The 14,122-nt window shown below is 63.0% G+C and carries 16 protein-coding genes; 4 read left to right on the forward strand and 12 right to left on the reverse strand.

Annotated features, from left to right (window positions below):
- Positions 1–19: 19 nt before the first annotated feature.
- Positions 20–457, reverse strand: coding sequence for a hypothetical protein (locus CLU90_RS09245; RefSeq protein ID WP_100427735.1), 438 nt, complete (start codon positions 455–457; stop codon positions 20–22).
- An 83-nt stretch (positions 458–540) separates the two neighbouring features.
- On the opposite strand from CLU90_RS09245, the gene CLU90_RS09250 reads away from it, so the two are divergent.
- Positions 541–924, forward strand: coding sequence for a MerR family transcriptional regulator (locus CLU90_RS09250; protein ID WP_100427736.1), 384 nt, complete (start codon positions 541–543; stop codon positions 922–924).
- Positions 911–1,222, forward strand: a complete 312-nt coding sequence (locus CLU90_RS09255) for a DUF4952 domain-containing protein (protein ID WP_157808782.1) — start codon at positions 911–913, stop codon at positions 1,220–1,222. The genes CLU90_RS09250 and CLU90_RS09255 overlap by 14 nt, the downstream gene beginning before the upstream one ends.
- 57 nt (positions 1,223–1,279) lie before the next feature.
- Here CLU90_RS09255 and CLU90_RS09260 read toward each other — a convergent pair whose 3' ends face one another.
- From CLU90_RS09260 to CLU90_RS09270, 3 genes are all read right to left on the reverse strand, one after another.
- Positions 1,280–1,921 carry a choice-of-anchor C family PEP-CTERM protein gene (locus CLU90_RS09260; protein ID WP_092719449.1) on the reverse strand — a complete coding sequence of 214 codons (642 nt, stop codon included), beginning with the start codon at positions 1,919–1,921 and terminating at the stop codon, positions 1,280–1,282.
- A gap of 134 nt (positions 1,922–2,055) precedes the next feature.
- Positions 2,056–2,550 (reverse strand): ribonuclease E activity regulator RraA, encoded by a 495-nt coding sequence (rraA, locus tag CLU90_RS09265; protein WP_100427738.1) that lies wholly within the window; start codon positions 2,548–2,550, stop codon positions 2,056–2,058.
- A 32-nt stretch (positions 2,551–2,582) separates the two neighbouring features.
- Complete coding sequence (locus CLU90_RS09270; protein WP_100427739.1) at positions 2,583–3,818, reverse strand: MFS transporter; 1,236 nt, start codon at positions 3,816–3,818, stop codon at positions 2,583–2,585.
- Positions 3,819–3,948: 130 nt separating this feature from the next.
- Here CLU90_RS09270 and CLU90_RS09275 point away from each other — a divergent pair, with 130 nt between their 5' ends.
- On the forward strand, positions 3,949–4,719 hold the full coding sequence (locus CLU90_RS09275) for an AraC family transcriptional regulator (protein WP_092719458.1): 771 nt from the start codon (positions 3,949–3,951) through the stop codon (positions 4,717–4,719).
- A gap of 105 nt (positions 4,720–4,824) precedes the next feature.
- Here the strand turns inward: CLU90_RS09275 and fliD are convergent, their stop codons facing one another.
- The 4 genes from fliD to alr form a co-directional block, all read right to left on the reverse strand.
- Positions 4,825–6,210 carry a flagellar filament capping protein FliD gene (fliD, locus tag CLU90_RS09280; RefSeq protein ID WP_100427740.1) on the reverse strand — a complete coding sequence of 462 codons (1,386 nt, stop codon included), beginning with the start codon at positions 6,208–6,210 and terminating at the stop codon, positions 4,825–4,827.
- Between the two features lie 229 nt (positions 6,211–6,439).
- Positions 6,440–6,760, reverse strand: a complete 321-nt coding sequence (locus tag CLU90_RS09285) for a PilZ domain-containing protein (RefSeq protein WP_269799992.1) — start codon at positions 6,758–6,760, stop codon at positions 6,440–6,442.
- Positions 6,761–6,890: 130 nt separating this feature from the next.
- Complete coding sequence (radA, locus tag CLU90_RS09290; RefSeq protein WP_034749799.1) at positions 6,891–8,267, reverse strand: DNA repair protein RadA; 1,377 nt, start codon at positions 8,265–8,267, stop codon at positions 6,891–6,893.
- Between the two features lie 69 nt (positions 8,268–8,336).
- Positions 8,337–9,416, reverse strand: a complete 1,080-nt coding sequence (gene alr, locus CLU90_RS09295) for an alanine racemase (protein WP_100427741.1) — start codon at positions 9,414–9,416, stop codon at positions 8,337–8,339.
- A gap of 246 nt (positions 9,417–9,662) precedes the next feature.
- Between alr and lplT the strand changes: the two genes are divergently transcribed.
- Complete coding sequence (gene lplT / locus CLU90_RS09300; RefSeq protein ID WP_092719468.1) at positions 9,663–10,925, forward strand: lysophospholipid transporter LplT; 1,263 nt, start codon at positions 9,663–9,665, stop codon at positions 10,923–10,925.
- 35 nt (positions 10,926–10,960) lie between these two features.
- Here lplT and CLU90_RS09305 read toward each other — a convergent pair whose 3' ends face one another.
- Genes CLU90_RS09305 through tsaB form a run of 4 tightly spaced genes read right to left on the reverse strand, consistent with a single transcriptional unit; the run spans position 10,961 to position 14,013 of the window.
- Positions 10,961–11,899 carry a DUF1853 family protein gene (locus CLU90_RS09305; protein ID WP_232731141.1) on the reverse strand — a complete coding sequence of 313 codons (939 nt, stop codon included), beginning with the start codon at positions 11,897–11,899 and terminating at the stop codon, positions 10,961–10,963.
- The gene (locus tag CLU90_RS09310; protein WP_100427742.1) at positions 11,892–12,797 is read right to left on the reverse strand and encodes a uracil-DNA glycosylase; all 906 of its coding nucleotides are present in this window, start codon (positions 12,795–12,797) and stop codon (positions 11,892–11,894) included. The genes CLU90_RS09305 and CLU90_RS09310 overlap by 8 nt, the downstream gene beginning before the upstream one ends.
- The gene (rimI, locus tag CLU90_RS09315; RefSeq protein WP_092719478.1) at positions 12,794–13,291 is read right to left on the reverse strand and encodes a ribosomal protein S18-alanine N-acetyltransferase; all 498 of its coding nucleotides are present in this window, start codon (positions 13,289–13,291) and stop codon (positions 12,794–12,796) included. The genes CLU90_RS09310 and rimI overlap by 4 nt, the downstream gene beginning before the upstream one ends.
- On the reverse strand, positions 13,288–14,013 hold the full coding sequence (gene tsaB / locus CLU90_RS09320) for a tRNA (adenosine(37)-N6)-threonylcarbamoyltransferase complex dimerization subunit type 1 TsaB (protein WP_175539439.1): 726 nt from the start codon (positions 14,011–14,013) through the stop codon (positions 13,288–13,290). Before tsaB ends, rimI begins: the two co-directional genes overlap by 4 nt.
- Between the last annotated feature and the right edge of the window lie 109 nt (positions 14,014–14,122).

The raw sequence follows: 14,122 nt of genomic DNA on the forward strand, positions 1-14,122 counted from the left end.
TTATTGCATTTCGTTATCGTCATCTCAACAACGATTCGTGCGCGCGCCCTGCCGGCGTGCCTTTGCTGCGGCGCAATGGCAAGCTTTGCGCGAGGCCCCAGGCCAGTTCCGGCACGAAGAACAGCCACAGCAGGGGCTGGCCCGTCTCCAGCAGCGCCCACGCCATCCACGTGGAAAACAGGTAGCGGGCCGCCGCGTCATAGCGGCCGAAGCGCGGCTGCGGGTCCAGCGTGCGCAGCACCGACCAGACCATCACCACGCTGCCAAACAAGCTGCCGATGAGCAGATGAAACGGTCCGAAGACGGGCAGCGGCACGCCGCCCAGGCTCACGTTAAGGGCGCTCAAGTGCTCGTGCAGTAGCAAAAACGTCCACGGCGTGGTAAACGGGGCAATCATGAGCACGTCATAAATGGCGCTGGCGCGCACTACGCGGCGGAAGGCGGAAAGGGACAACATGGGAACTCCTGGCTATGAAAAGCACGCATGATCGGGCTTGGAGTACACTCCATGGTCAAGCATTTTATGAAAGAAAAATCACCATGCAGATCGGCGAGATGGCGCAGGCGACGGGCTTGAGCCGCGATACCCTGCGCTTTTATGAAAAGCGGGGCCTGCTGCGCGCGCGGCGCGGCGCGAATGGCTACCGCGACTATCCGCCCGAGGCTGCCGACTGGCTGCGCTACCTGCGCACGGCGCAGCAGCTGGGCTTTACCCTGGCGGAAATCGAGGCGGACATGCCGCTGCTGGCGGCCGCCGGCGATCCCGCCACGGCGGACCTGCTGCGCGCGGCGCTGGCGCGCAAGCTGGGCGAAATCGATGCGCGCATCGCGGGATTGACGCAATTGCGCGGCGAACTGGTGCTGCGCATGGGGCCGGCAGCGGCGGCGTGCCCCTTGCGCGGAGATGCCGATGCCAGTCAATAGACTCACTACACTGCTGCCGTGGCTATTCCTGCTGGGCGCGGGCGGCACGCAGGGCGCCGGGCTGGCCTGCGGCGACTTCCTGTCCCGGCTGGGCAAGAAGCCCGCCTATCTCGCCTACCAGGGTTGCCAGCAAAACAGGGAGCGCCAGGACCAGCCGTTCGAGGCCCGCTACGCAGTGGACGGCAAGCATGCGCAGCAGGCGGAAGCGTACCTGCGGCACACAGTCAGGACGCGCGACGCCTGGCCGCGGATCGACCGCTTTGTCGTGCAGGTGGACGGCTACGCGCAAGACCCCTGACGTAAAAAAACCGCCTGGGCATTGCCGCCGGCGGTTTGATCTCGGAAAAAATCCGGCTTACTTGGCGGCCTTGCGGCGGCGCAGGAAACCCATCAGGCCCAGACCGGCCAGCAGCATGGCGTAGGTTTCCGGTTCCGGCACGGCGGCCATCACGGCCACGTTGTCGATGACGGCGCCCGAGTAATTGTCGAACGACGTGCCGGCCTTGGCGGCGCTGGCAAACGACAGGGTCGCCAGACCGGTGGAAGCGGCGGTAAAACTCAGGGTGTTGCTGTACAAGGTGTTCGAGGCGGCAGCCGTCGAGTAGAAATTGCCTGCCACGCCACCGAAATTGACGGCCACGCCCTGGCCGGCAGGGCCGCCCGGATTGCGCGCCATGTCAAAGCTCAGGTTATAGGTCTGGCCGGCAACGACGTTGAAACTTTGCGACAGGAAACCAGGACCAGGCGTGCCCAGCATGTCGATGCTGTAGCCATCGATGGCGTTATAGGCATTGCGGATCAGGTCGACCGAGGAAGCGCCCACCGTCCAGCCGCCGATGGCCGAAGAACCGCCATTGACAACATGATAGCCGCTGGAAAAGGTATAGCCGGGCGCGACCGATTCAAAATCGCCATTCGTGATCAGGTTGACAGGGCTGGCGCTGGCGCTGCCGGCGGCGAACAGGGCAACAACTGCGGCGATGGTGGCGATTTTCATGGTCTGATTTCCTTGCCTTATAGGCATTAAAGTTTCCTTAAGTGAAATCATATCTCAGCCATGATGAAAATCAAAGAACTTTGCAGAAATATATTTAATGTGGATAATTTGTAACGTTTTCAGCTACTGCGCCGTCAATCGAGTTCCTGGCGCGCCACCAGGACGCCATCCGCATCGGCGTAGATCCAGTCGCCCGGCTGCACGGCCACGCCGCTGATCTGCACGCGCACGTCGCGCTGGCCGGCGCCCGTCTTGTTGCTTTTGCGCGGATGCGTGGCCAGGGCGCGCACGCCGATCTGGCAGACATTGATTTCCTCGCTGTCGCGGATACAGCCATCGACGATGATGCCGGCCCAGCCATTCGTTTCCGCCAGCACGCCCAGCTGGCCACCCACGAGCGCGCGGCGCAGGCTGCCGCCGCCATCGATCACCAGCACGTGGCCCTGGCCCGGCGTTTCCAGGGTGCTGCGCACGAGGGCATTGTCCTCGAACACTTGCAAGGTGGTGGCGGGGCCGCTGAAACGCATGCGCTGGCCGAAGGCGCGGTACACGGGCGGCAGCACAGCCAGAGTGCCGTCGTCGAGCATAGCCGCATAGTCGTCGCACAGGTCGGTGGTGGCAAAGGTCATGGGGATTCCTTTTGTGGCAGATGGCAACGATTCTATGCCTTTTGCAACGCTGCGGCGCGTGTTTTGCCGCCCACGCCCACGGCCGTGGCAATCGCCAGCGCCTGGAACAGACCGATGAAGACGAACAGCAGGGTCGGATGGTCGCCATCCATCAGCGCGCCAAAGAACAGGGGGCCGACGGCCAGGCCGCTGTCGAGGCCCGAATACACGACGCCATACACGCGCCCCGTGGCATTTTTTGGCGCGGCCGCGCGTATCATCAGGTCGCGCGACGGTCCCGCCACGCCGGATGTGAGGCCGATGGCGCCCATCAGTACCACAGCGCCCCAGGCCGGCACAACGGCCATGCCCAGCAGCACGGCCAGCAACGCGGCGGCCGAAAAGGCGATCGCCACGTTACGGTCCGGCTGCTTGCTGCGCGCACCCACCACGCCGCCGGCCAGCATGCCCACGGCGGAGGCCAGCATATACGCCGTGTAGGCGCTCGTGGCCAGCGCCAGGCTCATGCCGTACAGCTTGACGAGGGCCACGCTGGCAAAGCTCTGGATGCCGCCCAGGGCGATGGCGGTAATGAAGAAGAAGGCAAAGCACATCCACACGGCGGGCAGACGCAAAAAGTCCAAGGTGCCTTCGCCGCCAGCTTGTTGGCCCGGCGCGGCCTTTTTCACGGGCTCGGGACGGATGGCGTGACGGTTCAGGAACAGGATCAGCAGCACGCCGAACGGCAGCACGGCCGCGCATTGCAGCGCGATCCGCCAGTCATAATGGGTGGCAACGTACGTCATGAACAGCGGTGCCAGGGCCCAGCCGATGTTGCCGCTGATGCCATGCACGGAAAAGCCGTAGGCCACGCGCGCCGCCGAGACGCGCTGGTTGAGGATAGTGTAATCGGCCGGATGGAACACGCTATTGCCCATGCCCGCCAGCATGGCGCCCAGCATCAGCGCCGCATAACTGTGCGCCGTGGACAGGGCCAAGGCCGACATGCCCAACAGGAAAATGCCGGAAAACAGCACGGCGCGGGCGCCGAAGCGGTCGACGACAAAGCCGGCCAGCGCCTGCCCCACGCCCGAGATGATGAAGAACACCGTCATCAGCAAGCCCAGTTCCGCATACGACAGGTCGAAGGCCGGTTTCAGCCAGACGAACAGGGCCGCGAGGATCAGGTGGTAGAAGTGCGACACGCCATGCGCCAGCCCCACCAGGCCGATGACGCGCGCATCGCTGCGCAAGGTAGGAAGTCCGGATGCCGAGTTAGTTGTTATCATGTCATACCCTGTTTTATACTGGTAAAACTCAAGTGTATGCAAAATATCATCGTCCGTTTTCCGACAGAACGACATAATTTATCGAATTAAGGCCAAGCTGATGGGTGTACCTATCCTCCACCATACCCGCATGTGTCCGCCACGGGAAGCGCCCAGCGCCACCATCCCCGTGACCATGATCGCGCGCGACCTGCAAGCCGATGAATTCCTGTCACCGCACACCCACCCCTGGGGCCAGGTCACGATGGCGCTCGAAGGCGTGCTGCGCATCACGGCCAACAACAGCAGCTGGGTGCTGCCGCCCATGCGCGCCATCTGGATCGCGCCCAACGTGGAGCATGCCGTCACGATACTGGAAAAAACCCGCTTGCGCCCCCTGTGCATCCATGCCGCGCGCGCGCCATTCACGGGCAGCGACTGCAAGGTGCTGGAAGTGTCGAACCTGCTGCGCCAGTTGATCATGGCGCTGGAGCAATTGGACCCGGGACAGGAGCCGGCGCGTGAAGCGCTGCTGGCCGAACTGATCCTCGATGAATTGAAACGCTCGGCCACGCGCCCCATCCGCGTGCCCTTGCCTGCCGACAAACGCCTGAAAACCCTGTGCGACAGCCTGATCGAGAAACCGGGCTTGAACCAGACCCTGGAACACTGGGCGCAGCAGGTCGGCGCCTCGGAGCGTACCCTGGCGCGGCTGTTCGAACGGGAATTGGGCATGAGTTTTGGCCAGTGGCGCCAGCAAGTGCGCCTGGCGCACGCGGCGCCCCTGATCGCGCGCGGCGTGCCGTTGTCGCAAGTGGCCGAAGAACTGGGCTACGCCAGCCAGTCGGCCTTTTCCGCCATGTTCAAGAAGACTTTCGGCAGTTCGCCGTCAGCCTTCTTTGCTCAGGGTGACCGCATGTAACAAGCGCGCCGATACAGCGCTCAGGGCAAGGCGCAGCGCCGCAGACAGTACGCTAAGTACGGCAAGGCGATGCAACGCCGCCATGGGCGCTTTAGCGGTGTGTCCTTAGGCCATGAAGTCGAATAAAGAGTTCTTGCCCGTATAACCCGGCAAGGCCGAGTTCGTTCCCATCTGTTCCTGCGCCGAATAGGCTTTGATCAGCGCCTGCGCCTGGGCCGTCAGCGCCTTGGCCAGCACGGCTTTCTTGTTGGTCAGGGTGGTGATGTCCTTGCCCACCGTCTGCACTTCCTTGCGGATGATGCTCGTTTCGCCCGTCAGCTCGCCGATCTTGCTCGTGAACTGGTCCGCCACGCCCTTGCCGTTATTCGTAAACAGCTTGCTGACGGCATCGGGGTCGGCCGCGATGGCGGCCTTGAGTTTTTTATCGTCAAGCACCAGCTCGCCACTTTTGCCCAGGGTCACGCCGGCGCTGCTCAGGATGGAGGCGGGCACGCCCGTGCTGGCCGTGCGCAGCACCTGCTCCATCTGCGAACGCACCTGGCCCAGCGCCGTGTCGGATTTCAAGTCGCCCTGCTGCAGGCTTTGCAGCTTGCTATTGAGTTCATTGTAGGCCGTGACGAAACTGGCCACGTTGGTCGCGATCTGGCTGCTGTCCTTGGCAATGACGAGGTCGGTCGTGCCCTTTTTTTTCAATTCGATGGTGACGCCCTCGACGGCCGTCGTCAGGGTATTCGTGGCGCTTTTGACGTCCTTGCCGTCGACGGTGAGCAGCGCATCCTGCGCGGCGGCCGTCTGCTGCAAGCCCTTGTCGGCACCGGGCGCATAGCTGAGCAGGTTGCTGACGGCCGCGTCGCCGGACACGCTGATGCGCATGCTGCTGTCGGCGCCGCTCTTGCCGTTGATGGCCAGCGAGTAGCCATCGGCGCCCTTGACGACGCTGGCGTCCACGCCCTGCTGTTTCAGGGCGGCGGCGATGCCGTCGAGGCTATTGTTGCTGCTATCTATCTTCAGCGAAATGACCTTGCCGCTGCCGGGTGTAAATTGCTTGCCGTCGGCCGTGCCCACTTCGATCTTCACCAGCGCCGGCGCGCCCGTGCCGATCGCCGCGCTCGAGGATTTCTGCGCGCCGCTGAGCAAGGTCTGTCCCTGCGCCAGTTGCTTGATGTTCAGTTCATGGCTGCCGCTGGCGGCCTTGTCGGTGGTGGTGGCGCTGACGACGTCCTTGGTGCTGGACGTGGCCGACGTGGCCAGGCCGCTGCCGGCCATGTTCTTGGCCACGGTCTGGAATTTCGCCAGCGCCGATTGCAGCTGGCCCAGGCCCGAGAACTTGGCCTGGTCGCGCGCCAGGCTGGCGTTGAGCTTGACGACGCCCGTGTTCTGCGACTGCATCTGGCGCTCCACCTTCGCATACACATCGGCCGAGATATTGCCCTGCGTCGTTTGCTGCGTGTTGTTGGTGTAGGCCCTGCTGTTGATGGTCGAATTAAACATGGTAGGCGTTCCCGTCGGGTGTAAGGTCATGACACACGGTTCAGGTCCTGACCGTGCTGCGCAAGAAACGGACGGCAGGCGCGCGTGGCGCGGCCGGGTCCCTCCTCTGGTTGATAATTATGCAGTATTACCGGAATATCAAAACAGCGAACAGAACAAGTTTTTCCTGACTGCAAACCCATATGCACCATTCTAGCGCATTTCACTTGCCGTTTATCTCGGGCGGGCCTCAGCGCATGAACTTCGAAATGGCGCTGCTGACGGCCATGTCCAGCTGCAGGAAAGTGAGTCCCACCTTGAAACCGGCACTGCTGAAAATGCAGTGCGAAACGGACACGCGTGCCTCGATGATGTGTGCGGCGCCATCGTAAAACAGCTCGAACAACACCTTGCCCTGCTTGCCTGTCGGCACCGGCTCCGCAATCACGGCCGACATGCCGCCCGGCCCCACATCGAGTGTACGCGCCGCCACGGGGCCTGCGCCATCCATTACCAACATCGCCTTGGCACGCAATATCTTGCGTGCGCCCTGCCTTTGTTCAACTGACACTGTATTCCGCTTCTCTATCAATTCATTGTCGACGCGGATTCACGCAGGAATCCATCGGACAAATATTATAGTTCCAAACGGAAATTTTGTTTGACTTGTCTTAAGCTTGGCATTTAAACCATACCAACTCTTACTCCAGATCGCGCAACTTGTTGAATGCCTCGTCGATGCGCTCGACGCCGATGACCTTGAGGCCCTCGATGAGCTGCTTCGGCAAGTTGGACTTGGGCACCACGGCCAGGGTAAAGCCCAGCTTGGCCGCTTCGCGCAAGCGCTCCTGGCCCCGTGGCGCGGGACGGATTTCGCCGGCCAGCCCCACTTCGCCAAACACGACCAATCCCCGTGGCAAGGGCTTGTTGCGCATCGACGAGTTAATCGCCAGCAACACGGCCAGATCGGCCGCCGGTTCCGTGATCTTCACGCCGCCGACGGCGTTGATGAACACATCCTGGTCGAACGCGGCGATGCCCGCGTGGCGGTGCGCCACGGCCAGCAGCATGGCCAGGCGGTTCTGTTCCAGGCCGACGGACAGGCGGCGCGCATTGGGCAAGTGACTCGTGTCGACGAGGGCCTGGATTTCCACCAGCAAGGGGCGCGTGCCTTCCTGCGTCACCATCACGCACGAGCCCGGCACCTGGTTGTCGTGCTGCGACAGGAACAGGGCCGACGGGTTCGATACCCCTTTCAAGCCCTTTTCCGTCATGGCGAATACGCCCAGCTCATTGACGGCGCCGAAACGGTTCTTGATGGCGCGCACGAGACGGAAGCTGGAATGGGCGTCGCCCTCGAAATACAGCACCGTGTCGACGATGTGCTCGAGCACGCGGGGGCCGGCCAGCGCGCCCTCTTTCGTCACGTGGCCCACCAGAATGATGGTCACGCCCGTCTGCTTGGCCGCGCGCGTGAGCTGGGCCGCGCACTCGCGCACTTGCGCTACGGAACCGGGCGCCGAGCTGAGCGCGTCCGAATACACGGTCTGGATCGAGTCGATGACCACCACTTCCGGTTTCAGGTCGTGCAAGGTGGACAGGATCTTTTCCAGCTGGATCTCGGCCTGCAATTTGAGTTCCTTGGCGTCGATGACGAGGCGCTTGGCGCGCAGGGCGATCTGCGCGCCCGATTCCTCGCCGCTGACGTACAGCACGCGCTTGTGGTGCGACATGTTCGCCAGCGCCTGCAGCAGCAGGGTCGACTTGCCGATGCCGGGGTCGCCGCCGATCAGCACGACGCCGCCGGCCACCATGCCGCCGCCCAGCACGCGGTCGAATTCCTCGATGCCCGTGCCGAAGCGGGGCACGTCGATGGCGTCGATATCGTCGAGCGACAGCACGGGCGCCGTCTGCGCCAGCGACATGTGCTGCGGATTCGAATAGCGGTTGTTGCCGCCCGTTTCAGGCAGGGTTTCCACCATGGTATTCCACTGGTTGCACGAGGTGCATTGCCCCATCCATTTGTTGCTGATGGCGCCGCAATCGCTGCAGGTGTAGGTGGTCTTGACTTTTGCCATGGTGTACTTTGCCCGGGTAAGGTGAAACTGCTGTTTATATATACAGTATATACAAACAAGGCCGGGAGGTCACGCCTCGATCACCGGAACGCGCGGCGCCAGTGCGCACATCAGCTCGTAGCCGATGGTGCCGGCGGCCAGCGCCACCTCGTCGATCGGCATGCCCTGGCCCCACAAGGTAACGGCACTGCCGACTTTTGCGCCCGGCACCTGCGTCAGATCGACCATCAGCATGTCCATCGAGACCCTGCCGATGAGCCCCGTGCGCACGCCGTCGACCAGCACGGGCGTGCCTTCGGGCGCATGGCGCGGGTAGCCGTCCGCATAGCCGCAGGCCACCACCCCTACCTTGATATTGCCGGTCGCCTCGTAGCGACTGCCATAGCCCACCACTTCACCGGCGGCGATGTGCTGGATGCCGATAACCTTGCTGCGCAAGGTCATGGTGGGGAGCAAGCCGAACGCCTGCGCGGACGTGCCGCCGGGCGTGCCGCCATACAGCATGATGCCGGGACGCACCCAGTCGCTGTCCAGGTGGTGCATCAACACGCCGGCAGAATTGCACAGGCTGCGCGGCAAGGAGACGCCGATGCTGGCCGCGCCGGCTTCGAAGCGCAGCATCTGCTGTTCCAGGGGCAAGCGCGTGGGCGCCGCTTCATCGGCATTGGCGAAATGCGTCATCAGGGTGATCGTGCCGACGTGCGGGATGGCGCGCAGGCGCGCATAGGCGGCTGCCACGGCGCCCGGCGTGAAGCCCAGGCGGTTCATGCCCGTATTCATTTTCAGGTGCACATCGATGGCACGCGGCAAGCGCGCCGCTTCCAGCATGGCGATCTGTTCTTCGCAATGCACGCTGCCGTTCAAGCCATATTGCGCCATGACGGGCAGATCGCTGGCGTCGAAAAAACCTTCGAGCAGCAAGATGGGCTTGGTCCAGCCCAGTTCGCGCAAGCGCACGGCGTAATCGACCTCGACCAGCGCCAGGCCATCGGCATCGGCAAAGCCCCGCATGGCCCGCTCCAGGCCGTGGCCGTAGGCGTTCGCCTTGACGACGGCCCACACGTTGGCGCCCCGGGCGCCAGCACGGGCGCGCGCCAGATTGTGTTGCATGGCATCGAGATCGATGGTGGCGATAAGGGGCCTGGGCATAAGCGTGACACACGGCAAGTGGGAAAGCCGTATTTTACCGGATGGGCCGTACTAGGACATGACAGGCACCGCAGGTCGTGCGCATAGGACATAATTTATAAAATGCTCACATGTGATGTATTTTTCTACGGCGGAAAAATTAAGCCGACCTTAGGCAAGAGGATGCAAAGCAGCCCTTGCCAAACTTGGGGTTTGCCGTTTTTTCGTGGTATAAAGCAAGCCAGATATGATTTCAGGCAATCCAGAATGAATCGTGGTTTTTATACCATCATGGCGGCGCAGTTCTTTTCCTCGCTGGCAGATAACGCCCTCTTTTTTGTCGCCGTCGATTTATTGGTGTCCATGAAATCCCCGGCGTGGATCACGCCGCTACTTAAACTGTCGTTCGTGCTGTTTTACGTGCTGTTGGCCGCTTTTGTCGGCGCCTTCGCGGATGCATTGCCGAAAGGCAAGGTCATGTTCATCGCCAACATGGTCAAGATCTTCGGCTGCGCCCTCGTCTTCTTCCACGTGCATCCGCTGCTGGCCTACGCCGTCGTCGGTTTTGGCGCGGCCGTGTACTCGCCCGCCAAGTACGGCATCCTGACGGAATTGCTGCCGCCGGAAAAGCTCGTCGCGGCGAATGGCTGGATCGAAGGCTTGACCGTCACCTCCATCATCCTCGGCACCGTCATGGGCGGCGCACTTGTCAGCGGCCACGTGTCCGACATGCTGCTGTCCATCGACATCCCCCTGATCGATACGGGCATCACCAGCAAGACGGAAGCGGCCCTGTGCATCGTCGTCGGCATTTATGTGCTGGCGACCCTGGCCAACCTGAAGATTCCGGATACGGGCTGCGTGTATCCGCACCAGGAACGCAATCCTATCAAACTGATTACCGATTTTGCCAATTGCTATTCCATCCTGTGGAAAGACAAGCTGGGACAAATCACGCTGGCCGTGACGACCCTGTTCTGGGGCGCTGGCGCCACCTTGCAGCTGATCGTGCTGGAATGGGCCAAGCAGTCGCTGAACATGCCGTTCGACAAGGCGACCAGCCTCGTGGGCGTCGTCGCCATCGGCGTGGCGGGCGGCGCCGTGCTGTCGGCCCGCTTCATTCCGCTGCGCAAATCGCTGACCGTCATTCCGCTCGGTATCGCCATGGGCGTGATCGTCATGATGATGACGCAAGTCCATTCCGTGTGGATCGCCTACCCGCTGCTGGTGCTGATCGGTGCCCTGTCCGGCTTCTTCGTCGTGCCAATGAATGCCCTGCTGCAACACCGTGGCCACGTGCTGATGAGCGCAGGCCATTCCATCGCCGTGCAGAACTTCAATGAAAACCTGTCCATTCTGACCATGCTGGCCGTGTATTCGATCATGATCCGCTTGCACCTGCCGCTCAACATCATCATCACCCTGTTCGGCCTGTTCGTCGCCGGCACCATGTTCGCCATCATGCGCAAGCACAAGCTGAACCAGGCCGAGCACGACAATCTTTCCTTGATCGGCGAGCAGAAGCATTAATTTTGGGGTCAGACCCGACGGGTCTGACCCCAGCATTACGCTGGTAGCGCGCCTGTTATCCGCCGCGCGGCAGCTTGCTCCGTCCAGTCATGGGGCACGACAAAACCGCGCGTGCGCTCCACTTCCCAGCCTTCGACATTGTCCACCGTGGCCACCATCACCGGTTGCGCCAGATCAAACAACTGCGCCCGCAAGGCGTCGACATCGAGCACGTCCACGTCGCGCCCCTTGAACGGCGCCAGCCATTGCAATCGGGGCAGCACGACATAGCGCTGCTGCGGCAATTGTGTTGGCGTGCACCAGAAGCCATGCCCATGTTCGGGGGAAATGCCGTCCATGGCGGGCGTGGCGCCTGCCGCATAAAACAGCCAGCCCTTGACCAGCGCCTGCGCCGCGCGCACGGGGTGCGCCAGCAGGCTTTGCGCGGCCGGATGACGGGACAAGGCCAGTTGCTTGTCAAGAATCTTGCGCATCTTCAGCCCCAGGGTATCGGCCAGGTTCGGGCCGATCAGGTGGTTGAAGATGCCGGGATCGGGCGCGCCTTCGAGCAGGTAGAACTTGGTGGCGAATTCCCAATGCAGCAGTTCATTCCCGTCATGCAACAGAAAATCGAACTCGCCCACCGTGTCATTGCGGTTCACTTGCACCTGCAAGCCATGCGCAGCCAGCAATCCATGCTGCTCAAAATAAAAGGCCAGCAGCTTTTCAGCATACAGGCCCAGGCGGGAATAGAATTTCGGCCCCAGCGCCGCGTCGAGCGGCGACGGGTCATCCTGCAGCGCGCCCAGCCAGGCCGCGACAGCGGGCGTGACGGGCGCGAGGCTGGCGATGCGCCCGCCCCAGTGGGGACTGGCCGGATCCAGCAAGTCGGGCGAGTCGAGCAGCCAGGCCAGCGCGCGCACGCGGGGGTGCGTCAGATGCCCCCAGCGGCGCTCGAAGCGGGCCTGGAAGGCGCCGACGTCCGACTCAACCACCGTGCGTGCTTTTCGCCAGGCACAGGTCGGCCCAGGCGCGCGCCTTGGCCTTGCCCGTCCCGTCCTGCAGCAGTTGCTCTGGGTGGAAGGTGGCCACGACGGACGCATTGCCCAGCTGGCGCACCTTGCCGCGCACGGGTTTTTCGCCGGGATTGATGCCGGCGGCGGCCATGGAACCGAGGGTGACGATGGTGCGCGGCTGCAGCAGGGCCAGTTCGCGCTCGAAATACGGCCGGCAGGCGGCCGATTCGGCTTCCGTCGGCAAGCGTTCCTGGCCAGCTTCGTCGAGCGGACGGCATTTCAGCAAGTGCGTGATGTACACGTCGCTGCCCGCATCGACTTCGATGGCTTTCAGCATATTGTCGAGCAATTTGCCCTGCTCGCCCGGCAAGGCGCGCCCTTCCCTCTCTTCCAGGCGCGACGGACTGCTGGCCAGCATCAGCCAGGCGCCCTGGCGGTCGCCGCGGCCCATGACGACGCCCTTGCGCGTCTTGCACAAGTCGCAGCGCGCACATTTGGCCACGGCGGCCGTCAAGCCTTCCCAGTCGAGGGCGGCAATATCGGCATCGCTGAACTGTTTGGCAGGCGGCGGTGGCGGCGCATCGTCGAACCAGGCCGTGTCGTCGGGCGTGGCGACGGGAGCTGGCGTAGCTGCAACAGCGGCGGGCGCTTCGGCCTGCACCTCTACGGCCGCCTCGACGACCACTTCGGCGACCACTTCGGCGACCACCTCCGTGACGACCTCACTCTCGGCCTCAAGCACGGGCGCCGCCACGGCGATTTCCATCTCCACAGCGGCCTCGGCGACGACGTCAACAGCTTCGGGTGCAAGACCCTGGCGCAGGCGCCACAACGGGCCGACGCCCATTTCATCGAGGAAAACGGCGCTGCGGCTCATAAGGTATAACGCATCACGATGGCGTCCTCACGTTGCGAATTGGCGGCAGGATAATATCCCTTGCGCCGGCCGATCTGTTCAAATCCATAGCGCTGGTAGATATCGAGCGCGCGCACGTTCGACGGGCGCACTTCCAGCAACATCGATTCCATGCCCAGCCGGCGCGCGCAGGCGCAGGACTGGTTCAGCAGGAAACGGCCCAAGCCCTGGCCCTGGATGGCGCCCTCGACGGCCACGTTGAGCAAATGCGCCTCGTCGACGACCAGCATCAGCAAAAAGTAGCCGAGCAAGGTGCCATCCACGTCGCGCAAGACCCAGGCCGGGTAGCCGCTCTTGAGGGAATCGACGAAATTGCCGTGCGTCCAGGGATGCGGATACACGCGCTCTTCCAACGCCAGCACTTCTGCCAAGTCCGCTTCAACCATCGGCTGATAGTCGAGGCGCAGCAAGTCCCAGGCTGCCGCACTGTCCTTGTCCTTGCCCGGTTCCATCATTGTGCCGGCTCCGCAGCGGCCTTGGCCTGTTGCATCTCCTGCCGTTCCGCGCTCGTGTAGGCGATTTTGTTGCGCAAGTACAAAGGCTGCGCCTCGGCCGCCGTCACAAAATGTCCGGCCGTAAAGGCGATGCGCGCCAGTTGCGCCACTTGCATGGCATGCGGCATGATGGCGGCGTCCGCGCTGGCGGCGCATGGCAGCGCGACCAGCGCGTCGGCATAGGCCGCAAAACCGTTGCCGCAACCGACCACGTCGCCTTGCGGCGCGACGCCGGCTGGCGCGCTCAGGGCCGGCGGCAACACGGCTTGCAAGCCATTTTGATACTCATATTGCGCCCAGTACACTTCGCCCATGCGGGCGTCGAGCACGGTCACGATGCGTTGCGCGCCATGCTGCTGGTGGCAAGCGAGCGCCATGGCGTCGAGCGTCACGACGGGCACGACGGGCAGGTTGGCGCCATAGGCCAGTCCTTGCGCGATGCCGCAAGCCGTGCGCACGCCCGTAAACGAGCCGGGGCCGGAGCCGTAGGCGATGGCGTCGACGTCGGCCAGGGTGACGCCCGCTTCGGCCAGCAATTCCTGCACCATGGGCAGGATGGACTGGGAATGGGTACGCACGCCCGATGAGGCGCGGGACAGGACGACATCGCCGCGCAGCAAGGCGCAGGAGGCGAGTTCGGACGACGTTTCAATAGCAAGTAAGGTGGGAAGTAAGGTAGACATAGCGTATTTTACCTTGCCAGGCCCGGGAGCGGCATGCCGTGCAGGTCAACAACAGGCCACTTGCACAGACCATGCGCGAGGACGGCTATAATAAAAGGCTAAGCTGATT

It is taken from the genome of Janthinobacterium sp. 67 (assembly GCF_002797895.1).
Lineage (GTDB): Bacteria > Pseudomonadota > Gammaproteobacteria > Burkholderiales > Burkholderiaceae_D > Janthinobacterium.

Excerpts from the sequence above, each read along its gene's own strand:
- CLU90_RS09275 (WP_092719458.1), top strand. The coding sequence starts at position 3,949 with ATGTGTCCGCCACGGGAAGCGCCCAGCGCCACCATCCCCGTGACCATG.
- CLU90_RS09255 (WP_157808782.1), top strand. The coding sequence starts at position 911 with ATGCCAGTCAATAGACTCACTACACTGCTGCCGTGGCTATTCCTGCTG.
- tsaB (WP_175539439.1), bottom strand. The coding sequence starts at position 14,013 with ATGTCTACCTTACTTCCCACCTTACTTGCTATTGAAACGTCGTCCGAA.
- fliD (WP_100427740.1), bottom strand. The coding sequence starts at position 6,210 with ATGTTTAATTCGACCATCAACAGCAGGGCCTACACCAACAACACGCAG.
- CLU90_RS09260 (WP_092719449.1), bottom strand. The coding sequence starts at position 1,921 with ATGAAAATCGCCACCATCGCCGCAGTTGTTGCCCTGTTCGCCGCCGGC.
- CLU90_RS09250 (WP_100427736.1), top strand. The coding sequence starts at position 541 with ATGCAGATCGGCGAGATGGCGCAGGCGACGGGCTTGAGCCGCGATACC.
- lplT (WP_092719468.1), top strand. The coding sequence starts at position 9,663 with ATGAATCGTGGTTTTTATACCATCATGGCGGCGCAGTTCTTTTCCTCG.
- rimI (WP_092719478.1), bottom strand. The coding sequence starts at position 13,291 with ATGATGGAACCGGGCAAGGACAAGGACAGTGCGGCAGCCTGGGACTTG.
- rraA (WP_100427738.1), bottom strand. The coding sequence starts at position 2,550 with ATGACCTTTGCCACCACCGACCTGTGCGACGACTATGCGGCTATGCTC.
- alr (WP_100427741.1), bottom strand. The coding sequence starts at position 9,416 with ATGCCCAGGCCCCTTATCGCCACCATCGATCTCGATGCCATGCAACAC.
- CLU90_RS09270 (WP_100427739.1), bottom strand. The coding sequence starts at position 3,818 with ATGATAACAACTAACTCGGCATCCGGACTTCCTACCTTGCGCAGCGAT.
- CLU90_RS09310 (WP_100427742.1), bottom strand. The coding sequence starts at position 12,797 with ATGAGCCGCAGCGCCGTTTTCCTCGATGAAATGGGCGTCGGCCCGTTG.
- radA (WP_034749799.1), bottom strand. The coding sequence starts at position 8,267 with ATGGCAAAAGTCAAGACCACCTACACCTGCAGCGATTGCGGCGCCATC.
- CLU90_RS09245 (WP_100427735.1), bottom strand. The coding sequence starts at position 457 with ATGTTGTCCCTTTCCGCCTTCCGCCGCGTAGTGCGCGCCAGCGCCATT.